Origin of the sequence: Streptomyces xylophagus, assembly GCF_000716435.1 — a bacterium.
In the GTDB taxonomy this organism is placed as follows: domain Bacteria; phylum Actinomycetota; class Actinomycetes; order Streptomycetales; family Streptomycetaceae; genus Streptomyces; species Streptomyces xylophagus.
In genome coordinates this window covers 389,648-414,584 of sequence record NZ_JNWO01000003.1, presented here as the reverse complement: position 1 = coordinate 414,584, position 24,937 = coordinate 389,648, and the positions used below count along the sequence as shown (strand labels likewise).

General features: G+C 70.3%; 25 protein-coding genes and 2 pseudogenes. 22 read left to right on the top strand and 5 right to left on the bottom strand.

Annotated elements, in window-relative coordinates; genetic code table 11:
• Position 1: 1 nt before the first annotated feature.
• A pseudogene (locus tag OO70_RS08900) lies at positions 2–139 on the top strand (ArsR family transcriptional regulator); the annotation flags it as partial.
• Between the two features lie 20 nt (positions 140–159).
• Here OO70_RS08900 and OO70_RS08895 read toward each other — a convergent pair.
• The gene (locus tag OO70_RS08895; protein WP_051740927.1) at positions 160–975 is read right to left on the bottom strand and encodes a ribonuclease BN; all 816 of its coding nucleotides are present in this window, start codon (positions 973–975) and stop codon (positions 160–162) included.
• 188 nt (positions 976–1,163) lie between these two features.
• On the opposite strand from OO70_RS08895, the gene OO70_RS08890 reads away from it, so the two are divergent.
• The 12 genes from OO70_RS08890 to OO70_RS56815 all read left to right on the top strand — a co-directional run bounded on the left by OO70_RS08890 (position 1,164) and on the right by OO70_RS56815 (position 13,179).
• Positions 1,164–2,126 carry an SMP-30/gluconolactonase/LRE family protein gene (locus OO70_RS08890; RefSeq protein WP_043666488.1) on the top strand — a complete coding sequence of 321 codons (963 nt, stop codon included), beginning with the start codon at positions 1,164–1,166 and terminating at the stop codon, positions 2,124–2,126.
• Positions 2,127–2,290: 164 nt separating this feature from the next.
• On the top strand, positions 2,291–2,752 hold the full coding sequence (crcB, locus tag OO70_RS08885; RefSeq protein WP_043666485.1) for a fluoride efflux transporter CrcB: 462 nt from the start codon (positions 2,291–2,293) through the stop codon (positions 2,750–2,752).
• Positions 2,749–3,129 carry a DUF190 domain-containing protein gene (locus tag OO70_RS08880; RefSeq protein ID WP_043666481.1) on the top strand — a complete coding sequence of 127 codons (381 nt, stop codon included), beginning with the start codon at positions 2,749–2,751 and terminating at the stop codon, positions 3,127–3,129. The genes crcB (OO70_RS08885) and OO70_RS08880 overlap by 4 nt, the downstream gene beginning before the upstream one ends.
• Positions 3,126–3,500: a fluoride efflux transporter CrcB gene (gene crcB, locus OO70_RS08875; protein ID WP_043666478.1), complete on the top strand. Its 375-nt coding sequence runs from the start codon at positions 3,126–3,128 to the stop codon at positions 3,498–3,500. The genes OO70_RS08880 and crcB (OO70_RS08875) overlap by 4 nt, the downstream gene beginning before the upstream one ends.
• An 88-nt stretch (positions 3,501–3,588) precedes the next feature.
• On the top strand, positions 3,589–4,425 hold the full coding sequence (locus OO70_RS08870; RefSeq protein ID WP_043666475.1) for an undecaprenyl-diphosphate phosphatase: 837 nt from the start codon (positions 3,589–3,591) through the stop codon (positions 4,423–4,425).
• Positions 4,426–4,607: 182 nt separating this feature from the next.
• Positions 4,608–5,285, top strand: a complete 678-nt coding sequence (locus OO70_RS08865; RefSeq protein WP_043666473.1) for a FadR/GntR family transcriptional regulator — start codon at positions 4,608–4,610, stop codon at positions 5,283–5,285.
• Positions 5,282–6,745, top strand: coding sequence for an amino acid permease (locus tag OO70_RS08860; protein WP_043666470.1), 1,464 nt, complete (start codon positions 5,282–5,284; stop codon positions 6,743–6,745). Before OO70_RS08865 ends, OO70_RS08860 begins: the two co-directional genes overlap by 4 nt.
• 32 nt (positions 6,746–6,777) lie before the next feature.
• Positions 6,778–7,797 (top strand): asparaginase, encoded by a 1,020-nt coding sequence (locus OO70_RS08855; protein WP_043666467.1) that lies wholly within the window; start codon positions 6,778–6,780, stop codon positions 7,795–7,797.
• A 92-nt stretch (positions 7,798–7,889) separates the two neighbouring features.
• A complete protein-coding gene (gene aspA, locus OO70_RS08850) occupies positions 7,890–9,299 on the top strand; it encodes an aspartate ammonia-lyase (protein WP_043666464.1) in 1,410 nt (469 codons plus the stop codon).
• A gap of 50 nt (positions 9,300–9,349) precedes the next feature.
• A complete protein-coding gene (locus tag OO70_RS08845) occupies positions 9,350–10,282 on the top strand; it encodes a glutaminase (RefSeq protein ID WP_043666461.1) in 933 nt (310 codons plus the stop codon).
• Positions 10,283–10,405: 123 nt separating this feature from the next.
• The gene (gene mptB / locus OO70_RS08840; protein ID WP_043666457.1) at positions 10,406–11,800 is read left to right on the top strand and encodes a polyprenol phosphomannose-dependent alpha 1,6 mannosyltransferase MptB; all 1,395 of its coding nucleotides are present in this window, start codon (positions 10,406–10,408) and stop codon (positions 11,798–11,800) included.
• Positions 11,797–13,179 (top strand): glycosyltransferase 87 family protein, encoded by a 1,383-nt coding sequence (locus OO70_RS56815; RefSeq protein WP_043666455.1) that lies wholly within the window; start codon positions 11,797–11,799, stop codon positions 13,177–13,179. Before mptB ends, OO70_RS56815 begins: the two co-directional genes overlap by 4 nt.
• A 59-nt stretch (positions 13,180–13,238) precedes the next feature.
• Here OO70_RS56815 and OO70_RS55870 read toward each other — a convergent pair.
• From OO70_RS55870 to OO70_RS08825, 3 genes and pseudogenes are all read right to left on the bottom strand, one after another.
• Positions 13,239–13,985: pseudogene (locus OO70_RS55870) on the bottom strand (D-alanyl-D-alanine carboxypeptidase family protein); the annotation flags it as partial.
• A gap of 177 nt (positions 13,986–14,162) precedes the next feature.
• Positions 14,163–15,305 carry a transcription termination factor Rho gene (gene rho / locus OO70_RS08830; protein WP_043666452.1) on the bottom strand — a complete coding sequence of 381 codons (1,143 nt, stop codon included), beginning with the start codon at positions 15,303–15,305 and terminating at the stop codon, positions 14,163–14,165.
• A gap of 288 nt (positions 15,306–15,593) precedes the next feature.
• Positions 15,594–16,421, bottom strand: a complete 828-nt coding sequence (locus tag OO70_RS08825; protein WP_043666450.1) for a class I SAM-dependent methyltransferase — start codon at positions 16,419–16,421, stop codon at positions 15,594–15,596.
• A 99-nt stretch (positions 16,422–16,520) separates the two neighbouring features.
• Between OO70_RS08825 and OO70_RS08820 the strand changes: the two genes are divergently transcribed.
• From OO70_RS08820 to OO70_RS56635, 8 genes are all read left to right on the top strand, one after another.
• Positions 16,521–17,441 (top strand): zinc-binding dehydrogenase, encoded by a 921-nt coding sequence (locus OO70_RS08820; RefSeq protein ID WP_043666446.1) that lies wholly within the window; start codon positions 16,521–16,523, stop codon positions 17,439–17,441.
• Between the two features lie 162 nt (positions 17,442–17,603).
• Positions 17,604–18,374: an SDR family NAD(P)-dependent oxidoreductase gene (locus OO70_RS08815; protein ID WP_078651303.1), complete on the top strand. Its 771-nt coding sequence runs from the start codon at positions 17,604–17,606 to the stop codon at positions 18,372–18,374.
• 6 nt (positions 18,375–18,380) lie between these two features.
• Positions 18,381–18,794: a VOC family protein gene (locus tag OO70_RS08810; RefSeq protein WP_043666443.1), complete on the top strand. Its 414-nt coding sequence runs from the start codon at positions 18,381–18,383 to the stop codon at positions 18,792–18,794.
• Between the two features lie 11 nt (positions 18,795–18,805).
• Positions 18,806–20,338: an MFS transporter gene (locus tag OO70_RS08805; protein ID WP_043666440.1), complete on the top strand. Its 1,533-nt coding sequence runs from the start codon at positions 18,806–18,808 to the stop codon at positions 20,336–20,338.
• Positions 20,339–20,469: 131 nt separating this feature from the next.
• On the top strand, positions 20,470–21,201 hold the full coding sequence (locus OO70_RS08800) for a nuclear transport factor 2 family protein (RefSeq protein ID WP_043666437.1): 732 nt from the start codon (positions 20,470–20,472) through the stop codon (positions 21,199–21,201).
• Positions 21,198–21,539 (top strand): YciI family protein, encoded by a 342-nt coding sequence (locus OO70_RS08795; protein WP_043666434.1) that lies wholly within the window; start codon positions 21,198–21,200, stop codon positions 21,537–21,539. Before OO70_RS08800 ends, OO70_RS08795 begins: the two co-directional genes overlap by 4 nt.
• A complete protein-coding gene (locus OO70_RS08790; RefSeq protein WP_043666431.1) occupies positions 21,536–22,792 on the top strand; it encodes an RNA polymerase sigma factor in 1,257 nt (418 codons plus the stop codon). Before OO70_RS08795 ends, OO70_RS08790 begins: the two co-directional genes overlap by 4 nt.
• 49 nt (positions 22,793–22,841) lie before the next feature.
• On the top strand, positions 22,842–22,964 hold the full coding sequence (locus tag OO70_RS56635; RefSeq protein ID WP_267881212.1) for a hypothetical protein: 123 nt from the start codon (positions 22,842–22,844) through the stop codon (positions 22,962–22,964).
• A 13-nt stretch (positions 22,965–22,977) separates the two neighbouring features.
• Here the strand turns inward: OO70_RS56635 and OO70_RS08785 are convergent, their stop codons facing one another.
• A complete protein-coding gene (locus tag OO70_RS08785; protein ID WP_043666428.1) occupies positions 22,978–23,820 on the bottom strand; it encodes a helix-turn-helix transcriptional regulator in 843 nt (280 codons plus the stop codon).
• Between the two features lie 154 nt (positions 23,821–23,974).
• Between OO70_RS08785 and OO70_RS08780 the strand changes: the two genes are divergently transcribed.
• Positions 23,975–24,934 carry a quinone oxidoreductase family protein gene (locus OO70_RS08780; protein ID WP_043666425.1) on the top strand — a complete coding sequence of 320 codons (960 nt, stop codon included), beginning with the start codon at positions 23,975–23,977 and terminating at the stop codon, positions 24,932–24,934.
• The last annotated feature ends 3 nt before the right edge of the window (positions 24,935–24,937 follow it).

Here is a 24,937-nt window from a genome sequence, read left to right as displayed (position 1 = left end):
CCGTGCTGCCGAAACCCACCTCGAACTCCTCGTGTCCCTGGGCCTGTTGCGCACCCGGCGGATCCGGCTGCGCACCTACCACCGGCGCGACGAGGTCCGTATCGCCGAGGTGGCCCGGATGTTCGAGAAGGGCTGGTAGCGGGCCAGCCGGGCCGAGCGTCACACCGGGTCCTGCCCGGCGTCCGCTCCCTCCGGTGCCTCCGACTCCGTGCGGAACGACGCCTCCGGGTCCCCGAACCGCTCGCACAACAGCCTGCCCACCAGCGCGCCGCCGTAGAGCACGAAGCCCACGCCGACCAGCCAGGACTCCACCACCAGGACCGTGCCGACCGGGCCGTAGCTGACCGCGTTGGTGACCAGGAGCGGGGTGAACACGAGGTACGAGAACCAGCGCAGGCCGACCAGGCCCGCCATCGTGGCGAGCGCGCCCGGGAGCAGATACCGCCAGCGGACCTGCCGGTTGAGCAGGAAGTGCGGGCCCCACCAGAAGAACAGCAGGCCGGCCGCCATGCTGAGCAGGATGCGGGGCGTGCCCTCGATGACGTTGCGGGTCTGCACCTGCGCGTACAGATAGCCCATCAGCATGACCAGCCAGATCAACTGCCGCCGCCAGATGCGATGCCAGGGCGCGCCGGCCGGCCGCCACACGTGCTCGTAGCCGCTCTGCACACTCGACGCGAAGGACAGGCCGAACAGCGCGAGCAGCGCCACACTCCACGCGCTGGTGGCGCCGATCACCTTGCGCGGCGGCGTGAAGACATCGGTGAGCGCGCGGGCGGATCTGCCGGACAGGTCCATGCCGTCCACCAGCCACAGCGCGAACCCGCCGTGCCCCAGCGGATCCGCGGCGGCCACCACGATCAGCAGCGGCGCCAACGTGACCAGGGCGAGCGTCGCGAACCCCATGGCCCGGTGCAGCAGCTCCAACTCCCGCCCGCGCCGGTTGAGTTCGGCGAGTCCCAACCGCTGCCACATCAGGCGGACCCGTCTCACCGCGGACCTCCCGAACGGCGGGCGGCCGACCACGACATGAGGGCCCCCTTCTCACCGACCGGCAGCGCGCTCCGGGTCACCAGGAATACGCTCGGCAAACGCGACCGTGTGGGCGATGACCGGGAGGAAAAGCAAGCGTACGCGTGCCGACCCGAACCGTGGAGGATTTCATGGACCGACCCGAGGCCCTGCTCGCCCGCCGTTACGTCGCGATCGGCGGCCGCGGCCCGGAGGACGTGGTGGCCGACGCCCGCGGCCGGGTGCTGACCGGCGTCGAGGACGGCCGCATCCTGCGCCTCGATGGTCTGATCGATCCCGAGGCGGTACGGGTGGAGACCCTCGCCGACACCGGCGGTCGGCCGCTCGGCCTCGAACTCCTCCCGGACGACGCTCTGTTGGTGGCCGACGCGGAACGAGGGCTCCTGCGCGTCGACTTGGCGGACGGAACCGTACGCGTCCTCGCCGACTCCGTGGCGGGGGAGCCGCTGCGGGGCGGCAGCAACGTGGTCGCGCTGTCGGACGGCAGTGTGTACTTCACCGTCTTCAGCCTCCGCCACCCGATGGAGCGGTGGATCGGCGACATCGTCGAACACACCGGCACGGGACGGCTGTTGCGCCTCGCACCGGGCGCCGACAGTCCCGAAGTCCTCCTGGACGGACTCCAGTTCGCCAACGGGCTCGCCCCGAGCGCCGACGAGTCCTTCCTGGTCGTCGTGGAAACCGGCGCCCGCCGCCTGACCCGCTACTGGCTCACCGGACCGAAGGAGGGCCGCAGCGAGTCCTTCGTCGACGACCTCCCCGGAATGCCCGACAACCTCTGGCGCGCCGGCCCGGACGGGCCGATCTGGGTGGCGCTGGCCGGCCCGCGCGTCGCGCCGCTCGAGCTCCTCCACCAGGCTTCACCCGCCGTACGGCAGGCCGCGGCCCGTGTCGCCGTGCGCGTGCCCTTCCGCCCCACCGGCACGATCGGAGCCATGGCGTTCGACGACGACGGGACCGTCGTCCATCACCTCGCCGCGCGCGGCTCGGCGTACCGGATGGCCACCAGCGTGTGCGAGGCCGCCGGGCACCTGGTGCTGGGCAGCGTGTGGGAGCGCGGGATCGCGCTGTGCGAGCCGCCCGCCCCGAAGTGACCCCGGCACGCCCCCGGCGTTAACCTGATGCCCGGCCGTGATCAGTTCTCGCGGCGCGGCGGTGGGGCCCGCCGTACCCGAACCGCGGCAGAGGTGCCGCCAACGGTCCCTACTTGTACAGGCGTGTGCCCCCAGGGCCCCCGACGAGTAGGAGACGTACGGCCATGTCAGCCCCCGAAGCCGAGAGCCTGCGCACCCGCCCTCAGGCCCCGCGTCCGTCCGTCTGGCGCGGGCAGGGACCCGTCGTCGCGGTGGTCGCGCTCGGCGGCGCGCTCGGCGCCACGGGACGCTACGCGGCCTCTGTGTGGTGGCCCGCGCAGAGCGGCGGTTTCCCCTGGACGACGTTCTGGATCAACGTCGTCGGGTGTGCCGTGATAGGCGTGTTCATGGTGGTGATCACCGATGTGTGGGCCGCGCACAGGCTGGTGCGGCCGTTCTTCGGCACCGGTGTGCTCGGCGGCTTCACCACCTTTTCGACGTACGCCGTCGACATCCAGAAACTGGTCGACACGGGCCATCCCCGCACCGCGCTGGCCTATCTCGCCGCGACCCTGTTCGCGGCGCTCACGGCGGTGTGGCTCGCGGTGACGGCGGCCCGTCGGGTCCTGAAGTGGAGGCAGCGATGACCAGGCTGACCGGCAGTGCCCTGCGGGTGACGATCTTCATCGGCGAGAACGACACCTGGCACCACAAGCCCCTCTACACGGAGATCGTCCACCGCGCCCACAAGGCCGGGCTGGCCGGCGCCAGCGTCTTCCGGGGCATCGAGGGCTTCGGCGCCTCCTCCCTGATCCACACCACACGGCTGTTGTCGCTGAGCGAGGACCTGCCGGTGGCGATCGTGATCGTGGACACCGAGGAGCGCGTACGGGAGTTCCTGCCGCAGCTCGACGAACTCGTCGGCGAAGGACTGGTGATCCTCGACGAGTGCGAGGTCATACGGTACGTGGGCCGTCTCGACGACTCCGGCGGAACGGGCCGGAAGGGTAAGAGGTCGTTGTGAACTGGCTGTTGGTCGTCGCGGGGGCCGTCGTAGGTGCTCCGCTCCGCTATCTCACCGACCGCGCGGTGCAGACCAGACACGACACCGTGTTCCCCTGGGGCACCTTCGCGGTGAACGTCTCCGGCTGTCTGATTCTCGGCGTGCTGACCGGTGCCGCGTCGGCCGGCGCGGCGAGTTCACATCTCCAACTCCTCGTGGGGACAGGCCTTTGCGGGGCCCTGACGACGTACTCCACCTTCTCGTACGAGACACTGCGGCTGACCGAGACAGGGGCGGGCCTCTACGCTGCAGCCAACGTCGTCGGCAGCGTGATGGCGGGCCTCGGTGCGGCATTTGTCGGGGTGTCGATCGCGCAGGCCCTGTGGGCGTAAGAGATCGGGCGGATCCCGCGCCCGAGCAGGACCGCTCCCAGCGCTATTGTCTACAGCACTGTCGACCAACTCCCAAGAACTGGATCTCATGAGCGTCATCAGCGTCGGTCAGGCCGCCGTCCTCGGAGTCGTCGAGGGGGTGACCGAGTTCCTTCCGGTCTCCTCGACCGGCCATCTGAAGATCGTCGAGGGGCTGATGAAGATCCCCGTCGACGACGATTCCGTCGTCGGGTTCTCGGCCGTCATCCAGGTCGGTGCCATCGCCGCCGTGCTCGTGTACTTCTTCAAGGACATCGTGCGGATCGTGTCCGCGTGGGGCCGTGGTCTGCGCAATCGCGAGGAGCGCTATCACCACGACTACAAGTTCGCCTGGTGGGTGATCTACGCGACGATCCCGATCGTCCTGGTGGGCCTGGCCGCGAAGCCCCTCATCGACGGGCCGCTCGGCTCGCTGTGGGTGGTGGCCGCCTCACTGATCGTCGGTAGTGGTGTCATGTGGGCGGCCGACCAGATGGGCCGCCACAAGCGCGGTGAGGACGACGTCACGTTCAAGGACGCGATGCTGGTGGGCAGTTCGCAGATCCTCGCGCTGCTCTTCCCCGGCTTCTCGCGTTCCGGCGCCACCATGTCCACCGGGCTCATCCTCGACCTGGACCGCGTCGCCGCGACCCGGCTCTCCTTCTTCCTCGGCATCCCCGCCCTCACCGGCGCCGGTATCTACGAGCTGAAGGACGCCCTGGGGGCGGGAGTGGGCGCCGCCCCGCTGGCCGTCGGCACGATCGTGTCGTTCGTGGTGGCCTACGCCTCCATCGCCTGGCTGCTGAAGTTCGTCGCCAAGCACTCCTTCAACGCGTTCGTGATCTACCGGATCGTCATCGGTCTGCTGCTGTTCGGGCTGCTCGGCACAGGTGTGCTCGACAGCTGACAGGCACTGACACCGCGCGGACGATCATCACAGCGGGCGTGAAGCCGGATTTTCAGGCTTCACGCCCGCTGAATTTTTCTTTTCCGATCGCTTGACAGCACTGTCCTGTCACCCGCAGGATCACGTCCGTGAACCTGTCAGACAGCCAGACAGGTGGAGTCGGGCCGCGGCGCGTCAGCGCCATGGAAGCGGTGCTTGTCCACCTCCGCGGCGCCATCGAGCGCGGCGACTACGCCATCGGCGACAAGCTCCCCTCCGAGGCGGAGCTGTGCCGCACCCTGGAGATCAGCAGGCCCGTGCTCCGCGAGGCCCTGCGGGCCCTGCAGACCATGGGGCTGACCGTCTCCAAGACCGGCAAGGGCACCTTCGTGGTGGCCAACGCCGTGGAGGACCCGACCTTCGGCGACTACGCGGCCAGCGACCTGCTGGAAGTGCGCCGCCACGTCGAGATCCCGGTCGCCGGGTACGCGGCGGTGCGCCGCACCCCGGAGAACCTGGACCACCTGGCCCACCTCCTGGACCGCATGGAACGGGAGACGGACACCACCGCGTGGGTCGCGATGGACACGCTCTTCCACCTCGCGGTGGCGGAGGCCGCCCAGAACCCGGTGTTCCGCCGGGTCATCGAGGAGATCCGTGACGCGCTGGCCCGCCAGTCCGCGTTCCTCAACGAACTCGGCGGCCGTCGCGAGCAGTCCAACCGCGAACACCGGGCGATCGTCGAGGCGCTGATCGACGGCAGCGAGGCGGACGCCGTCGAGGCCATGTCCCACCACCTCGACCGGGTCGAGACGACCCTCACCGACATCGTGCGCCCCGCGCGCACGGACACCCCCACGGAAGGCGGACCCGAGGCGTGAGCGAGCAGTCCCTGCACGACAGCGAGCAGCCCCTGCACGACGGCGTGCAGAAACGATCCGGGCATGTCGACGCCGGAGACGCCGGCTACAGCAAGTCCCTGAAGTCCCGGCACGTCAACATGATCGCCATCGGCGGCGCGATAGGCACCGGCCTCTTCCTCGGCGCGGGCGGCCGCCTCGCCGACGCCGGCCCCTCGCTGTTCATCGCGTACGCGGTCTGCGGACTCTTCGCCTTCCTCGTCGTCCGCGCCCTGGGCGAACTCGTCCTGTACCGGCCCTCGTCCGGCGCCTTCGTGTCGTACGCCCGGGAGTTCCTCGGAGAGAAGGGTGCGTACGTAGCGGGCTGGATGTACTTCCTCAACTGGGCCACCACCGGCATCGCCGACATCACCGCGGTGGCCGTCTACACCCACTACTGGGGCATGTTCTCCGACATCCCTCAATGGTTGATCGCGTTGATCGCCCTCGCGGTCGTCTTGACGGTCAACTTGATCTCGGTGCGGATGTTCGGCGAGCTGGAGTTCTGGTTCGCGATCATCAAGGTCAGCGCGCTCGTCGTCTTCATGCTGATCGGCATCTTCCTGCTGGTCACCCAGCACCAGGTCGACGGCACCACCCCCGGCCCGTCCCTGATCACCGACAACGGCGGCATCTTCCCCAACGGCCTGCTGCCCATGCTCCTGATCATCCAGGGCGTCGTCTTCGCCTACGCCTCCGTCGAACTGGTCGGCGTCGCCGCCGGCGAGACCGAGAACCCCGAGAAGATCATGCCGAAGGCGATCAACTCGATCATGTGGCGCGTCGGCCTCTTCTACGTCGGCTCGGTCGTCCTGCTGTCGATGCTGCTGCCGTGGAACAAGTACAGCGCGGGCCAGAGTCCCTTCGTGACCGTGCTGTCGAACATCGGCATCCCGGCCGCCGGCGGCGTCATGAACCTCGTCGTCCTCACCGCGGCCATGTCCTCCCTCAACTCCGGCCTGTACTCGACCGGTCGCATCCTCCGCTCCATGGCGATGTCCGGCTCCGCCCCCAAGTTCACCTCAGTGATGAGCCGCAGCCAGGTCCCCTATGGCGGCATCCTGCTCACCAGCGGCATCTGCGTCCTCGGCGTCGGCCTCAACTTCGTGGTCCCGGCGGACGCGTTCGAGATCGTCCTGAACTTCGCGGCGATCGGCATCCTCTCCACCTGGGGCATGATCATGCTCTGTCACCTCCTCTTCTGGCAGAAGACCGAGAAGGGCGAACTGACGCGCCCCGGCTACCGGTTGCCGGGCTCTCCCTGGACCGAACTCGTGACGCTGGCCTTCCTCGCCTCCGTCCTGGTCCTCATGTACGCCGACGGCGGCGCCGGACGCACCACCGTGCTCTGTCTGCCGCTGATCGCCGCCGCGCTGGTCGCCGGATGGTTCGCCGTCCGCCGCCGCGTGGCGAGCACGTCCACCTCCGCAACCGACGCGTGAGACCCACGTCGTCCTGACCCCGACAGGCAGAGATGTACAGCAGTCCCCTCGCGGACCCACCCCTCGTCCGTGAACCCCTCCACGCACCCGTCGCCCACCTCATACGCGGCGGAATGATCGAGGGCATCCACTACGGCTCGGTCGTCGTCCTCAATGCCGACGGCCAGGTCCAGCTCCAGATCGGCGACATCGAGGCGGCGTTCTATCCGCGCTCGGCGATCAAGCCGGTGCAGGCCGTCGCCATGGTGCGCGCCGGGTTGCCGCTCGACGGTGAGCTGCTCTCGCTCGCCGCGGCCAGCCACTCCGGCGAGGAACGTCACCTCGCCGGGGCCCGGCGGATTCTTGAACTCGCCGGGCTCACCGAGTCCGATCTGCGCAACGTTCCTGACCTGCCGTTCGACCCGGTCGTGCGGGATGTCTGGGTGCGCGAAGGGCGGCCCCCGTCCCGGCTTGCCCAGAACTGTTCCGGGAAGCATGCGGCGATGTTGTACGTGTCGAAGCTCAATGGCTGGTCGCTCGACGACTATCTCGACCCCGGGCATCCGCTTCAGCAGGCGATCGCGGAGATCGTCGAGGATCTCACCGGGCAGCGGATTGCTCGGGTGAGTGTCGATGGGTGCGGGGCTCCTTTGTTCTCCATCTCCCTGCACGGGCTTGCTCGGGCTGTTGCTCGGATCACTACTGCGGAGCCAGGTACGCCTGAGGCGCGAGTTGCGGATGCGATGCGGGAGTATGCCGAGATGGCGTCCGGGGCCGGGCGGGACGTGGCCGCGTTGATGCGGGCCGTGCCGGGGCTTCTCGCCAAGGACGGGTTCGAGGGGGTTGAGGTTGCCGCGTTGCCTGATGGGCGGGCCGTTGCTGTGAAGATCGCGGACGGGGCTAATCGGGCGCGAGTGCCTGTCGCTGCCGCTGGGCTTGCGCGGGCCGGGGTTTCGGCCTCTCTGCTCGGCGAGTTTGCGGGGGAGTCGTTGCTCGGTGGTGGGGAGCCGGTGGGTTGTGTTCGGCCGGTGCGTGCATTGGACCCGGTGTCGCCGTTGTCTGCGTGTGCCTAGATCGGTTATTGGGTCGCTGCGGGTCCGTTGTGGCTGGTCGCGCAGTTCCCCGCGCCCCTAAATGACCTGAACGCTGTTGGAAAGAGGACCCCATGTCTGCTGTTACCCGTCGCGAACATGATCTGCTCGGGGATAGGGACGTACCCGGCGATGCCTACTGGGGTGTTCACACCCTGCGGGCCACCGAGAACTTCCCCATCACCGGGACGCCGATCTCCGTCTACCCGCACTTGATCAATGCTCTTGCCGCCGTCAAGGAGGCCGCCGCTCTCGCCAATGAGGAGTTGGGGCTGCTGTCGCCGGAGAAGACGGCCGTCATTGTCGCCGCCTGTCGGGAGATTCGGGACGGGAAGCTGCACGACCAGTTCGTCGTGGACGTGGTGCAGGGTGGGGCCGGTACCTCGACCAACATGAACGCCAACGAGGTTGTCGCGAACCGGGCGTTGGAGTTGCTGGGGCACGGCAAGGGGGAGTATCAGTTCCTGCACCCGAACGAGGACGTCAACCTTGGCCAGTCAACCAATGACGTGTATCCGACCGCGGTCAAGATAGCGACTGTCTTTGCCGTACATGGATTGATCGCGTCAATGTCTGTACTGCAGGACGCTTTTGCCCGTAAGGCCGTCGAGTTTCGTGATGTGCTCAAGATGGGCCGTACACAGTTGCAGGACGCGGTGCCGATGACGCTCGGTCAAGAGTTCTCGGCGTATGCGGTCATGATTGACGAGGATCGTCAACGTCTTGACGAGGCCGTCAAGTTGATCCATGAGATCAACCTGGGGGCCACAGCCATCGGGACCGGGCTCAATGCACCGGCAGGGTATGCCGAGTCGGCGCGGCGGCACCTCGCCGAGATCACCGGGCTGCCGCTCGTGACGGCGGCCAACCTGGTCGAAGCCACGCAGGACTGCGGGGCGTTCGTCCAGATGTCGGGTGTGCTGAAGCGGGTCGCGGTCAAGCTGTCCAAGAGCTGCAACGATCTGCGGCTGCTGTCCTCGGGGCCGCGTGCGGGGCTGGGGGAGATCAACCTGCCGCCGGTGCAGGCCGGTTCGAGCATCATGCCCGGGAAGGTCAACCCGGTGATCCCCGAGGTCGTCAACCAGGTCGCCTTCGAGGTGATCGGCAACGACGTCACCATCACGATGGCCGCCGAGGCAGGACAGCTCCAGCTCAACGCCTTCGAGCCGATCATCCTGCACTCGCTGTCGGAGAGCATCACGCATCTGCGGGCTGCCTGCCTCACGCTTGCCGAGCGCTGTGTGGACGGCATCACCGCCAACACCGAGGCGCTGCGCGCGAGCGTGGAGAACTCCATCGGTCTGGTGACCGCGCTGAACCCACACATCGGGTACACGGCCGCCACCGACATCGCCAAGGAGGCCCTCGCGAGCGGCCGGGGCGTGGCCGAACTGGTGCTGGAAAAGGGCCTGTTGCCCGCCGAGACGCTTGCCGCCCTGCTGCGGCCCGAGGTCCTGGCCGGCAGTGGATCCGTAGTCGTCTGATCCGCGCTGTCCGATCCACGGACGCGCACCAGGACCCGCCCGGAGGCACAATGGTGATCATGTCCCCATCCATGACCTTCCAGCCGGTCCTGGAGCGCATCGCCGGTGAGATCGAGCGGATGCCCGGCCGTGGCCAGGCCGCCGACTACATCCCGGCGCTCGCGGCCTGCGACCCGCGTCGCTTCGGCATGGCCGTCGCGGAGCTGGACGGCACGGTGTACGGCGTGGGTGACTGGCGGCAGCCGTTCTCCACGCAGTCCATCACCAAGGTGTTCACCCTCGCCCTCGACCTGGCCCGCGAGGGCGACGAGCTGTGGGAGCACGTGGGCCGCGAGCCCTCCGGCAACCCCTTCAACTCCCTTGTCCAGCTGGAGTACGAGAGCGGCATCCCGCGCAACCCGTTCATCAACGCGGGCGCGCTCGTCGTCACCGACCGCCTCCAGACCCGTACCGGCGACGCGGCCGGCGAACTGCTGGCCTTCCTGCGCACCGAGAGCGGCAACCCGTCCCTCGACTTCGACAAGGAGGTCGCCGCCTCCGAGTCCGCGCACGGCGACCGCAACGCGGCCCTCGCCCACTTCATGAAGTCCTACGGCAACATCGACAACGAGGTGCCCGTCCTCCTCGACCAGTACTTCCGGCAGTGCTCCATCATGGCGTCCTGCGCCGACCTCGCCCTCGCCGCCGGTTTCCTGGCCCGGCACGGCAGCCGCGCGGACGGCACCCGGTTGCTCACCCTCACCCAGGCCAAGCAGGTCAACGCGGTGATGCTGACGTGCGGGACGTACGACGCGGCGGGCGAGTTCGCCTACCGGGTGGGCCTGCCCGGCAAGAGCGGGGTGGGCGGCGGCATCATCGCGATCGTCCCGGGCCGGTGCACCCTCGCCGTGTGGAGCCCGGGACTGGACGAGCGGGGGAACTCGGTGGCCGGGGTCGCCGCGCTGGACCGTTTCACGACGCTCACCGGGGTGTCGGTGTTCTGACGGCACCTCGAATTCGTCGGTGCCGAGGCCCGATCACACGGAGGTCATGCGCAGTCCGCCGCCCGGAGAGCGGTACGTCGCTTTCCCGCCATCCTGTGTTGACACGCTGACCGAGTGTTGGCCATGGCTTTTCCTGTCGATCTCCGCCGCTGCCAGGTGCTCGGTCTGGCCGGAACCGCCGTCCTCGCGTTGGGCGGTGAGACGGCCGGAGCGCTCCCGGCCGCCGACCTCTTCTCCCCGGCCTCCGCGCAGGCGGCACTGGGGCTCGTCGGGGTCTACTTCGGCGTCGTCCTGCTGATAGCGGCCTGGCTGCTGTTGGGCAAGCTGATCCGCAGCGCCGAACCGCCCACCCCGCGCTCGCTGTTGCTGGTCCTCGCCGTGTGGGCGGCCCCGCTGCTGCTCGCGCCGCCGCTGTTCAGCCGGGACGTCTACAGCTATCTCGCGCAGGGCGCCATGGTCGACGCCCACATGGACGTGTACGCGCACGGCCCCGCCACGCTCGGCGGTCCCCTCGCCGACGAGGTCGCCCCGCTGTGGCAGCACACCGGGGCGCCGTACGGCCCGGTGTTCCTCGCCATGGCGTCGGGGCTGTCCGGACTGACCCGCGGTGAACTCCCCGCCGGGCTCTTCGGGATGCGGCTCGTCGCCCTCCTCGGGGTGGGTCTGATGGCCGCCGCGCTGCCCCGGCTAGCCCGGCACAGCGGCGCAGACCCGGCGGCCGCGCTCTGGCTCGGCGCCCTCAACCCGCTCGTCCTGCTGCACCTCGTCGCGGGCGCCCACAACGACGCGATCATGCTCGGTCTGCTCGGCATGGGCCTGGTCGCCGCCCTCGGCCGCTGGCCGATCCTGGGCGCCGTACTCGTCACGCTCGCCGCCCTGGTGAAGGCACCGGCCGCGCTCGGTCTCGCCGCCGTCGTGCTCCTCCAGATCCGCGCGGGCCACCGCCCGGCCAAGGCCGTCACGACGACCGTCGTCGCGTCCGCCGCCACCACGGTCGCCGCCACGGCCATCGCCGGCACGGGCTACGGCTGGATAGGCGCCCTCGACACGCCCGTCTCGGCGCACAACTGGGCGCTCACCAGCCTCCTCGGCCGCGCCACCGGCGCCCTGCTGGAGCACCTCGGCAGCGACCTCGCCCCCTTCGCCGTCCCGGCCTGGCACGCCCTCGGACTCGCGGTCACCGGCGCGGCCATCCTCGCCATATGGCTGCGTCTGCGCCCCAGCCCGGTCTACGCCCTCGGCCTGAGCCTCGCCGTCGTCGCCGCCTTCGGCCCGGCGATCCGCCCCTGGTACGCCCTGTGGGGCCTGTTCCTCATCGCCGCCGCCGCACCCAGCACGTCCGTACGACACCGAGTGGCCGCCGTCACGGGCGTCCTCGCCCTCGCCGTCCTGCCCAGCGGCGGCCCCGCCGACATCGGACAACTCGTGCTGGCCGTCTCCGGCGGCGTCCTCGCGATCGTCGTCCTCTGGCAGGCCCGCCAGGCGGCGGAGGCCCCTGCCCTGGGACGTACGGCATGAGAACACCCACCACCGACCGCGGCCGACTCCTCGTGGTGCTGTCCCTCGCCGCAATCGTCACCGTCTTCACGGCGACCGTCCCCCTGCTGCGCGACTGGTTCGACCTGCGCGTCTACTACGGCACCGTCCACACCTGGCTCCACCACGGCGGCCGGATCTACGACTACCAGGTGCCCGGCACGACGTACGGCTTCACCTACCCGCCGTTCGCCGCGGTCAGCATGGCCCCGATGGCGTACGTCGGTCTCGGCACCGCGATCGTCGCCGCGCTGGTGCTCAACCTGGCGGCTCTCGCGTTCGTGCTGCGCATCCTGGTCGGGCCCGGGTGGCGGCGGTACGGCTGGTTCGGGTGGGCGTTGGCGGCCTGTGGGCTGGCGCTGTTCGAGCCGTTGCGTGACACCTTCAGCTTCGGGCAGGTGAACCTGCTGCTGCTGGCTCTCGTGCTCGGCGACGGCTGGCTGCTGTCCTCCGGCCGGGGCCGCTGGGCGGGCGTCGGCATCGGACTCGCGGCGGCGATCAAGCTCACGCCGGCCCTGTTCATCGTCCTGTTGCTGCTGGCCAGACGCTGGAAAGCCGCCGCGGTGGCGACGGCTGTGGCGCTCGCGGCGACCGGGTTCGCCGCTCTGGTGGTCCCGGACGCCTCGCGGTTCTACTGGACCCGGGCGATGTGGGACACCACCCGCGTGGGTCGCCTCGACTACGTCTCCAACCAGTCCCTGCAAGGAGTCCTGGCCCGGCTCGGCGAGACCGGCCGCCCGCTGTGGGCGACGGTCGTCCTGCTCGTGCTGTGCGTGTGGGCGGTACGGGCACGCCGTGCGGTCGTCGCGGGGGACTGGATCGCCGCGTTCGCGCTGACCGGGCTGACCGCTTGCCTGATCAGCCCGATCACCTGGGTGCACCATCTCGTGTGGCTGCTGCCGTCCTTCGCCGTACTGGTCCGCGCCGGGCACCCGCGCATCGCGGGCGCCCTCTACGCGGTGATGTGCACGAGTGTCGTGTGGCTGTGGTTCCACGACGCCTCGGGCATCGACGGCTTCCTCGGCAGCAACACGTACACCTGGATCACGCTCGGCCTGCTGCTGTGGCTGCCGACCGGTCAGGCCCGGGGCAGCCGCGCGCCCCTGAACCGCAACGCCACCACCACCGCACCCGCGCCGAGCACCGCGGCGGCCACGATCGCCGCCGTCTCCGCCCAGCCCGGCCCGTCGTCCGCCACGACCTCGGCGGCGACCGGCACGGCGACGGGACCCGGCCTCGGCCTCGGCCTGGCCCGCAACGCGTCGAGCGATCCCACCGGATCGACCCGCCCGGCGGCCGCGAAACCCCAGTCGAGCAGCTCGCGCGCCTCCTCGTACACGGTGAAACCACCGCCCGCCTGAGGATTCATCACCGTGACGACGAGCGACCGCCCGCCCCGACGCGCCGCCGCGACGAGCGTGTTGCCCGCGTGCGTGGTGTAGCCGTTCTTCACACCGATGAGCCCCGGATACGGCTCGACGCCGTCGTTGCCGGTCAGTAGCCGGTTGGTGTTCTGGATCGCGTACGACGACCCGTCGCCCGGGAACTCTGCCTCGGCGGTGGAGCAGTACTTCGCGAAGTCCGCGTTGCGCAGTCCGGCCCGCCCGAACACCGCGAGGTCGAAGGCGGAGGAGACCTGGCCGTCGGTGTCGTAGCCGTCCGGCGAGATGACATGGGTGTCGAGCGCGCCCAGCGAGCGCGCCTTGGCCTGCATTTCGGCGGCCGTGGCGTCCCAGCCGCCGTTGAGGGCGGCCAGGACGTGCACGGCGTCGTTCCCGGAGTTGAGGAAGACCCCGCGCCACAGGTCGGCTACGCGGTACGTGTGGCCTTCCTCGACCCCGACCAGGCTGCTGCCCTCGCCGATGCCGGACAGGTCCTCCTCGGTGACGCGGTGCCGGAGCCCTCCGGGGAGCGTGGGGAGGACGGTCAGGGCGAAGAGGGTTTTCAGGGTGCTGGCGGGTGGGAGTTTGCGGTGGGCGTCGTGGGCGGCCAGGAGTTCGCCGGTGTGGGTGTCTGCGACCAGCCAGGAGAGGGCGGAGATGTCCGGGAGTTGGGGGGCGCCGGGGTGGGGGTGGACCTGGGTGCTGGGATCCGACCCGGTGTTGGCTGTCGCCGTGGCGGGGGTGAGCGCGAGGACGGCCGTCAGGCAGAGGGCGCAGGCCGACATAGCGGTCCGGGGTGAGAATCCGATTGTCATACCGCAAACGTAGGAACGTCGTCGTTGTTCAGGGTGATGGCGGGGCCGGGCGGGGTGAGTGTGCACCCGGATGCGCTAGTGGTTCGCCTGCGGGCCGGTGGGGGCTGGTCGCGCAGTTCCCCGCGCCCCTAAAAGAACAAGCTCACGTCAGTTGGAAGGCAGCGTGGGCTGGATACGTCGTAGGAACGTTGCATTGTCCGGGGTCTCCCGCATGCGCTCCAGCAGCGTTTCCGTGCTGCTCTGGCCGTCCCTGTTCTGGAGGACGCGGCGCAAGCCCCGCACTGCTGTCAACTCGGCCTGGGTGAGCAGGAGTTCCTCGCGGCGGGTGCCGGACGGGTTGATCTCTACGGCCGGGAAGACCCGGCGGGAGGCCAGCTCGCGGCTGAGGCGGAGCTCCATGTTGCCGGTGCTCTTCAGTTCCTCGAAATAGAAGTCGTCGGCACGGGAGCCGGTCTCGACCAGTGCGGTGGCGAGGATGGTGAGGGAGCCGCCCTCCTCCGCGAGGCGTGCGGCGCCGAAGAACTTCTTCGGGCCGATCAGCGCGGTCGCGTCGACGCCGCCGCTGAGGGTACGGCCGCCGGAGGCCGCCGCGTTGTTGTGCGCCCGGCAGAGGCGGGTGAGGGAGTCCAGGAGGATCACTACGTCCTCGCCGGCCTCGACGAGCCGCTTGGCCCGCTCGATCACGAGCTCGGCCAGCGCGATGTGCTGCTTGGGGGCCTTGTCGAAGGTGGAGGCGTAGACCTCGCCGCGCACGGAGCGCCGCATGTCGGTGACCTCTTCGGGGCGTTCGTCGAGCAGTACCACCATGAGGCGGGCCTCGGGGTGGTTGCCGGCGACGGCTGCCGCGATCTGCTGGAGCAGTACGGTCTTGCCGGTCTTGGGCGGGGCCACGATGAGCCCGCGCTGGCCCTTGCCGACGGGGGCGATCAGGTCGGCGACGCGTCCGGTCAGGCCGGCCGCCGGGTGTTCGAGGTGGAGCCGCTCACGCGGGTGCAGCGGAGTGAGGTCACGGAAGTGGCGTCGGCCACGCAGTTCGTCGGGCGTGTGCCCGTTGACGAACGCGACCTCGGTCAGGGCGCGCTGCCCGCCGCGGACGCCTTCCACGATGTCGCCCTTGCGCAGGCCGTGACGGCGGATCAGCGCGGGGGAGACCTGGAGGTCGGTGGGCGAGGGCTGGCAGTCCAGCGCCCGCAGGTGCCCCTTCCCGTTGCCGTCGATGTCGAGGACACCGGTGGCGGTCTGGGTGCGGGGCTGTTCCTGTACTGGGGGGTGTTCGAGTGTGGTGGTCATGAGAGGTGGTCCTTTCAAGGACGGTTGCATGTGTCATGCGGAAGGAAGGGGGGAGAAGCCGCAGACGGAGGGCGAACGAGCGCTCCTCGGGGCGGCGGGAACATCACCTCGGGTACGGCGGAAACACGCCGGTCGTGAGGTGGTGCGGGAAGCCGGTGTACCGGTCGGAAGTCGACGGGCTGTTCGGCGAAGGTGAAATGAAACTCGCACCGGCGCCCGGAACGGGGCGTACACAAGTGCTGACCGCACCGTAGCACACCCGGCCGGGCTCTGGCTGTGAGGTACGGCTCAGCGGCTCGCCAGCAAGCCGTACAGGAGGGGGATCCGGGGCTCGGGCAGGCGCCACCAGCCACTCGGAGTCCGGACCATCTGCGGCCAGCGCGGCCACGGCAACTCGTCGCTCTCGCGGAGCCGCCGGATGTTCAGTCCTGCCGTCGTCAACGCGTTGATGACCTCGTCTATTCCGTGCATCCACTCGTAGCTGTCGGTCGCCCCTGCCACGGCCGGGCCGTCGGTGTACGTGAACGTGGCGTCCCTGTGCACGGGACCGCCGCCGCCCAGGTAGTCGTGGCGCAGCAGCAGTTCGGGCCCCTCGCCCGGAGCCGGTTTCGGGCCGAGCGAGTTGAGCAGGGGATGGAACTCGACGAGGTACAACAGGCCGCCGGGGCGCAGGAGTCGGGTGACCGTGTCCGCCCAGCGCGGCAGGTCGGGCAGGTAGCACAGGGCGCCCTTGCCGGTGTACACGACGTCGAACTGCCGTTGCCCCAGGGCCTCCACGGCGTCGTACACGTTCGCCTGTACGTAGTCGACGTCGAGGCCCGCCTTCGCCGCGATGCCGGTCGCTGCCGTCACGGACTCGGCGGAGAAGTCGAGGCCCACGGCACGTGCCCCGCGCTGCGCGAACGCGAGGGTCTCGGTGCCGAGGTGGCACTGGAGATGCAGCACGTCACGGCCGGTCAGGTCGCCGAGGTCCTCCCACTCGAAGGCGGCGAACCAGCGGGCCGGGTCCGGGTCGCCGTCGAGGCCGTAGAAACGGCTGGCGAGGTGGACGGGGGTGCGGGCGTCCCAGTTCGCCTGGTTGGCCCGCATCAGCCGTGCCTGCTCGTCGGTGGTCATGGGGTCATCCAACCGTGATCGGGTGGTGGACGGCGGGAAGAACACCGGTTCCGCGCTGGTTGCCCCGAGACGAGTGACCTACGACGAGAGGGGCAAGCCGTGCGTGCACTGATCGTGGATCCGGAGGCGGCGGGTGGGCTGCGACTCGGGGAGGCACCCGACCCGGTGCCGGGTCCGGGCCAGGTGTTGGTGGAGGTCCGGCACACCTCCCTCAACTCGGCCGAGCTGTACTTCGCGGAGCGGGGAGCGCCCGGTGAGGTGATCGGCTTCGACTCCGCCGGTGTCGTCGTGCGGGCCGCCGTCGACGGGAGTGGGCCCGCGGTGGGCAGTCGGGTGGTGGGATTCGGGGAGGGCGGCGGGTTCGGCGCCCTGCGGGCCTTGGACGTCGCCGATGCGGCCGTGGTGCCGGACGGGGTCGACCTCGGCGAGGCCGCCACCCTGCCCGTCGCGGCCGGCACCGCCCTGCGCGCGCTGGAACAGGCCGGGCCGCTCCTCGGGCGCCGGGTGCTGGTCACCGGGGCGTCCGGCGGGGTCGGTGGGTTCGCCGTGCAACTCGCGGCGCTGGGCGGGGCGTACGTCGTCGGTGTGGCCGGTTCCGCGGACGGTGCGCGGTGGGTCGGTGAGTTGGGGGCGCACGAGGTGGTGGCCGGGGTCGACGAGGTGAAGGAACCGGTCGATGTCGTGATCGACAGCGTGGGCGGGGCCCAACTGATGTCCGCGTACGGCCTGTTGGCCCCCGGCGGCAGTCTCCAGAGCGTCGGCTGGGCCGCGGGGCGGGACGCCGTGCTGCCCGTGGGGGTCACACTGGGCAGCAGCACGCCGAAGTCGATCGTCTCGGTGTACAACGGCGTCGGACTCACCGACAGGCAGGCGCAGTTGAGGCGGCTGCTCACGCTGGTCGGCGACGGTCGGCTGCGGGTTCCGGTCGGCTGGCGCGGGTCGTGGGACCGGATCGCCGAAGCGGTGGAGGCGTTGAGCGGTCGTAGCCTGCGGGGGAAGGCCGTACTCGACATGTCGTGACGTTTCCTGTGAATCCTGGGACGGGTCCTCCGCTCCGCGCCTCATACCAGCCATACGAACCCCCGATGGCCCTTCGCTGACCCATTTCTTGTTCTCGCCAATGGCCGTACCTACGCTGCCACCACCGCACCACGGCGGCACGGGACAAGGGACTTGGCAATCATGGGTCGACTGGCCGGGAAAATCGCTTTCATCAGTGGAACGGGGGCAGGAATAGGGCGGGCCGCGGCGCAGATATTCGCGGCGGAGGGCGCCGAGGTTTTCGGCTGCGACATCGACGAGGACAGCGCGGCCGAAACCGTGGAACTCGTCGAGAAGGCCGGCGGAATCATGCGGTCCCTCGCCCCCGTGGACCTGTCCACCCAGGACGGCGCCCGGGAGTGGATCGACGCCGGGATCGCGGCCTTCGGCGGGATCGACATCCTCTACAACAACGCCTCCGCGCTGCGGAACGGCCCGTTCGAAACCATGCCCGCCGAGGACTGGTACTTCACCATCAAGAACGAGCTGGACATCCCCTACTTCTGTACCCAGGCAGCCTGGCCGCACCTGATCGCCCGTGGCGGCGGGGCCGTTCTCAACGTCGCCTCCGTGGCCGCCGTACGCGGGGCGCCGTTCATGCCGATGGTGCCCCACGGGGCCGCCAAGGGCGGGGTGTTGGCGATGAGCCTGCACCTGTGCGCGGCCGGCGCCCCGCATCGCATCCGCGTCAACACCATCGCCCCCGGAATGACCCGCACCTCCGCCACCGCGCCCTTCCTGGACGATCCGGACGGGCCCAAGGCCCAGTTGGAGGCGCGGATCCCGGTCGGGCGGGTGGGACAGCCCGAGGACATCGCGCGGGCCGCCGCCTTCCTCTGCTCCGACGAGGCGGCCTTCGTCAACGGCGCCAACCTCATGGTCGACGGCGGCGACAGCGCGATGGCGGGCTGAGCCGCCGTGACCACCCGACTCGACCACGTGGGCGTCAACGTACGCGACCTGACCGCCCAAACCGCCTGGTACCAGGGCGCGTTCGGCCTGAAGACCGTCTTCGAGTTCCACCTCGAAGGGCCCGGTCTGCAAGGTGTCGTCCTGGAGCATCCGCGGGGCTGGCGCATCGAGCTGCTCGCCAGACCCGGCTCCGCCCCCGGCCTTCGCGCGCCGGACCCGCTGACCGCCGCCCTCACCGAGGGATACGGGCACTTCGCGGTCACCACCCCCGAACTCGACCCCGTCCACGGCGCCTTGGTGGCCCATGGAGCGGGCGAGGTCATGGCACCCGGGCCGTCCCCCGAGCCCGGAGTGCGCATGGCCTGGGTCAGTGACCCCGAGGGAAATCTCATCGAACTCATAGAGAAAAACGCAGAGTGAGGGCACGCACGATGACGGATTCGATCTCCTTGAAAAGACTGGACCCCGGAACGCTCATAGCGTGCTGTCTCGCGGTCGCGGCGGCACAGTTGTGCATTACCGTTCCCTCGCCCATCAATGGGGAAATTCAGGCCGCATTCGGTGCGTCGGGTTCGCAAGTAGCCTGGGTCACCTCCGCCTTCATTCTCCCCACCGCGATTCTGGAACTGAATTTCGGTGTGGTGGGCGATCTCTTCGGCCGCAAGCGGCTCTTGGTGCTCGGCGGCCTCGTCCTGGCGCTCGGCGAGCTCCTCAACGCCACCTCGCAGAACATCACCATGATGTGGACCGGGCAGGCCCTGGCCGGCATCGGTGCCGCCGCGCTGTTCCCCAGTTCCCTCGCGGTCATCGCGGCGGCCACACCGGACGGCAAGGACCGGGCGAAAGCCGTCTCCACCTGGGCGCTGTCCATCTCCCTTGCCTCCGCCCTCGGCCCGCTGTCCTCCGGGATCCTCGCCACGGTCGCCGACTTCCGCTGGGCGTTCGTGCCGCCGGTCGTCCTCGGTCTCATCGTCGCCGTGGCCTCCTGGAAGCTCGTCACCGACTCCAAGGCGCCCGAGGGCCGCGCGCTGGACTGGCCGGGCCAGATCACCATCGCCGTCGGCCTGACCGCCCTGCTCTGGGGCGTCATCGAGGGCGGTGACCGCGGCTGGGGCAGCGCGGCGATCGTGGGCTCGCTGACCCTGGCGGCCGTCGCGCTCGTCGGGTTCGTCGTCGCGGAGACCCGCGCGGCCTCTCCGATGTTCAACCTCGGCCTGCTGAAGATCCCGTCGTTCGCGGCGGCGGCCGTCGTCGCCCTGGCCGGCATGTTCGGGTTCATCGGCACCGCCTACTGCGTCTCGATCCGCCTCGGCGCCGTGATGCACCTGAGCCCGCTGCGGGCCGGAATGCCCTTCGTGATCCTCCAGTTGATCCCGCTGCTGCTGGCGCCCGTGCTCAGCAGGATGCTCACCCGCATCGACGCCCGCTGGCTCCTGATGGGCGGCCTGCTGCCCATGGCGGCGGGACAGTTCTGGATCGCAGCCCTGCCCATCACCACCACCTCCCTCGCCGCCTTCATCGGCCCGGTGCTGCTGCTCGGCGTCGGCTTCATCTGCGTGGTGTCCTCGCTCACCTCCGCCGCCGTGAACGCCGTACCGATCAACATGACCGGCATGGCCAGCGGCGCGACCAGCCTGGTCCGCGAGTTCGGCCAGGGCCTCGGCCCGGCCGTCATCAGCACCATCGCGATGAGCGCCGCGTCCTCCGCCCTCGTCGGCAAGCTCAGCGGGGCCGACGCGGGCATGGAGAAGGCGGCTGGCCCCCTCGCCGTCGTCAACGCGGGCAGCGCCCAGGCCAAGGCCGCCGCGCAGACCGCCCTCGGCCACGGCATGGCCCTCGGCGTGGTGATCTGCGGCTGCGCCTCCCTGCTGGGCGCGGTGGTCACCCTGCTCCTGGTCCGCAAGAACACCGAGCGCGCGGTTGTCGGCGCGGGGGAGCCGTCGGTACAGGCAGCCACCGCGTAACAGGTACGTCGTAGCGGAAGGCCGGGGCCTCGTGGCCCCGGCCTCTTCGTGTTTTCCCGAAGGGAGTGTCGATTCGGCGCGGCACCGTTCGTCGGTGGGGTGTAGGAAGCTCATGAGGACCGGGAGGATCCATGAAGTACATGCTGCTCGTGTGCGGAGACGACACCGCCGACGCCTCCGGGATGGCACCCGTCGAACCCTGGGTTGAGGAGCTGGGCGACCGCGACGTACGGCTGCACGGACACCGGCTCGCGCTGCCCGCCGAGGCCGTCACCGTGCGGGTACGGGGCGGGGAGGTGCTGCGGACGGACGGGCCGTTCGCGGAGACCAAGGAGTACGTCGCCGGATTCGACATCCTGGAGTGCGACACCTTGGAGGAGGCCGTCGAGGCCGCCGCCAAGCACCCCGTGGCCACCATCGGGGCGATGGAGGTGCGCCCCTTCTGGCCGATGGACGGCGAGGAGGACGCCGAGACGGAGATCCGCGCGCTCGACGCCGAACTGATCGAAGCGGTCCGCGAACGGGACGTCGACCGCATCCTCGCCTGCTACGCCCCGGACATCGCGGCCTTCGCGGGCGGCGCCGAGCACTTCGGGACCGCCGCCTTCCGCAAAGCCGTGGAGAACGTTCTCGCGGGCGTGACCGGACCCCTGACCCGCGAGGTGCTGCAGTTCCGAGTCCACGTCGACGAGTCCATCGCCTTCGGCCACGCCCTCGTACGACTCCGCGGCACCCGCATCGACGGCCGGCCGCTGGACGACGTACTGCGCGTGACCACCGGCTACCGCAACGCCGGCCTGCGCTGGCTGATCGTCCACGAGCACCTCTCGACCCCGGCCGAGAAGACCGAGGAGCGGTCATGAAGTACGTCCTGCTGATCTGCACACCCGTGGCCGGCGAGGAACTCAGCCCCGAGGAGATCGCCACAGACCCCCGCTTCACCTCCTACATCGATGAGGTCCGCAGCCGCGACATCATGCGCGGCGGTGCCCGGCTACGGCCCGCCTCCGACGCCACCACCGTGCGCGTCCAGGGCGACGAAGTCCTCCTCAGCGACGGGCCGTTCGTCGAGTCCAAGGAGTATGTGGCGGGCATCGACATCATTGAGGTGGCCGACCTGGACGAGGCGATCTCGCTCGCCTCCCGGCACCCCGCCGCGCTCGCCGGCGGCTCGGTCGAGGTGCGGCCGGTCTGGGAGTGAACGTGCCGGACGTCGAGGAGGCCGTCGCCGCCGCCTTCCGCGAGGAGTGGGGCCAGGTCGTCGCCACCCTGATCCGGGTGACCGGCGACTGGGACCTCGCGGAGGAGTGCGCACAGGACGCCTTCGCCCAGGCACTCGACCGGTGGCGGCGCGACGGAATCCCGCGCCGCCCCGGCGCCTGGCTCACCACGACCGCCCGCAACCGCGCCCTCGACGTCCTGCGCCGGGAGGCGGTCGGGGCGGCGAAACTGCGGGAGGTCGCGGTGCTGGGGCGGGACGAGGGACCGTACGACCCGGAGTACGACGGCGACGACAGCGGGGTCGAGGACGACCGGCTGCGGCTCGTGTTCACCTGCTGCCACCCCGCGCTGCCCATCGAGGCCCGGGTGGCCCTCACCCTGCGCACACTCGCCGGACTGACCACCCCCGAGATCGCCCGCGCCTTCCTCGTCCCCGAGGCGACCATGGCGCAGCGGCTGGTGCGCGCCAAGAAGAAGATCCGCAACGCCGGCATCCCGTACCGGGTGCCGCCCGCGCATCTGCTGCCCGAACGCACGACGGGCGTACTGGGGGTGGTCTATCTCCTCTTCAACGAGGGCTACGCGGCCACCTCAGGCGCCGAGTTGGTCCGCACGAACCTGTGCGCGGAGGCGATCCGCCTGGCCCGCGTGCTGGCCCGCCTGATGCCGGACGAGCCCGAAGTGCTCGGTCTACTGGCCCTGTTGCTGCTGCACGACGCCCGCCGCCGCACGCGCGTGGACGCGGCGGGCGAGTTGGTGACGTTGGAGGACCAGGACCGTACGGCGTGGGACCGGGCCGAAGTCGACGAGGGCGCCGCCCTGTTGGAGACCGCGCTGCGCCGGGGCCGCCCCGGGCCGTACCAGATCCAGGCCGCGATCGCCGCCTGCCACACCACCGCGTCCACGGCCGAGGACACCGACTGGGCCGATATCGCGGGCCTGTACGGCGAGTTGGAGCGCTTCGTGCCCTCCGCGGTGGTGCACCTGAACCGGGCGGTGGCCGTGGGCATGGCCCAACACCCGGATGCGGGGCTGGAGTTGGTGGCCGAGTTGGAGAGGTCGGGCGAACTCGCCGACTATCACCTACTGCCCGCGACCCGCGCCGATCTGCTGCGCCGCAGCGGTCGTACGGCGGAGGCGGTGGTCGCGTACGAACGGGCGCTGGAGTTGGTGGAGAACGCGGCGGAGCGAAGGTTTCTGGAGCGGCGGCTCGCGGAGTGTCGATCCGTCTAGGGGGCGTTCGTCGGTGGGGTGAAAGCAGCTCACGACACCGGAGGTTCCGATGACCGCCCTCGCCCTCGTACTTCTGCGCCGCGCACGGCAGATCCTGGCCCGGTTGGCGGCCGAGGAGCCGGAACCCGGTACCCCTGAGGTCTGGCTCGCGGGGCTCCGGCTGGGCGGTTGACCGGGGGCCGTCCTCAGTGGACGTCGAGCAGGCCCGCGAGGAGTTGGAGTCGCTCGGCGTCGAGGCTGCCCTCGGCGGCGGTGCAGACCATGAGCGCGGGGCCCGGGTTGCCCGGTATCGGGTAGGCGTCCCAGTCCAGGTTGAGTTCGCCGACCCGGGGATGGTTGAGGCGCATCTGGCCGCGGGTCGGCTCCTCCACGTCGTGGAGGGCCCACAGGGCCGCGAACTCGTCGCTGCGGACGGCGAGTTCACCCACGAGTTCGACGGCGCGGGGGTTCCCCGGATCGGCGGCGACCTGCGTCCGCAACATCCCGATCAGCTCGGCGACGGTGGCCGCCCGGTTCGGGCACGTCCGGTCGGCCTGGGGGTGCAGGAACAGCGCCAGCATGTTCCGTTCCTTCTGGGGCTGGCGGGTGAAGTCGCCCAGCAGGGCGCCGCCTAGCGGGTTCCAGGCCAGCACGTCCAGGAAACGGCCGACGACCAGAGCGGGCGAGGTCATGGTGTTCAGCAGTCGCAGCGTGGTGTCGGGTACCTCCTCCGGCTCGTAGGTACGCGGCAGTTGGACCGGGGTACGTGCGGCGGCGGCGAGGCTGTGCAGGTGGCGGGTCTCCTCGGCGGAGAAGTTGAGGGCGCGCGCGAGAGCGTCCAGGACCTGTTCGGAGGGGCGTACGTCGCGGCCCTGCTCCATGCGCTGGTAGTAGTCCGAACTCACCCCCGCCAGCAGGGCCAGCTCCTCCCGCCGCAGTCCCGCGACGCGCCGTCTCGGGCCGGGCTCCAGGCCAACGTCCTCCGGCCGCAGCCGAGTTCGGCGGGTGCGCAGGAACTCCGCGAGTTCGCGTCGGGGGTCGTCGCTCATGGCGTGGGAGGAGTCGTTCACCGCGCCAGTATGCCGTCGGCACGGCCCGCGAGGGTGGGTCTGCCAGACCCAGGAAAAGGAGAACGACCGTGATCTCGCGTGCGGGGTCCACCATCGGATCAACCACACAGCGGGCCACGGAAGGAACAGCGACATGAAGGCCGTTCAGATCACGAGTTTCGGCACGGCGGACGCACTGCAGGTCAACGAGGTCGACCGTCCCGCTCCCGGCGCGGGTGAGGTCCTCGTGTCGGTCGAGGCGTCCAGCGTGAACGGGCACGATGTGATCGTCCGGTCGGGGGAGTTGAAGATGGTGTCGGGGCGCCGGTTCCCGATCGGTGTGGGGCTGGACTTCGCCGGCGTGGTCGCCGCGACCGGCGCCGGTGTCGAGGCCTATCGGGTCGGTGACCGGGTGTGGGGCATGGTGCATCCCCGGCAGCGGCACTCCATCGCCGGTGCGGCCGAGTACGTCGTGGTCCCCGCGGAGCGCGTCTCACACGCCCCGGCGGACCTCTCCTCGGTCGAGGCGGCAGCCCTGGTGGTCGCGGGTTCCACGGCGCTGATCGCGCTGCGCGACAGCGTGCGACTCGCCGAGGGGGAGCGGGTGTTGGTGCGGGGCGCGGCCGGCGGAGTCGGCACGGCCGCCGTGCAGTTGGCGCACGCGATGGGCGGCCATGTGACCGCGCTGGCCCGCGACCGTCACGCCAAGATCCTCACCGACCTCGGCGCCGACGAGGTCCTCGACTACGGCTCCACCACCTCCGACCGGATCGGGCCGTTCGACGTCATCGTCGACACCGTCGGCACCGAACTGCACTGCTACCGGGGCCGATTGGCCAAGGGCGGCCGGATGGTCACCGTCGGACTGTCCCCGTCCGCCATCGCCGCGATCGCCGCTTCGAGCGTGCACGGCTCCCGCCGCATCCGCACCTTCAGCGCCAACCCCGAGACCCCCGTGCTGCGCGACGTGGCCGACCGTGTCACCTCGGGCGCGCTGCGCCCGGTGATCGACAGTGTGTACCCGCTCGCGGACATCGCCGCAGCGCACCAGGCGTTCGAGCGCGGCGGCGTCGTGGGCAAGCACGTGGTGACGGTGCCGCGCAGCTCCGTCTGACGG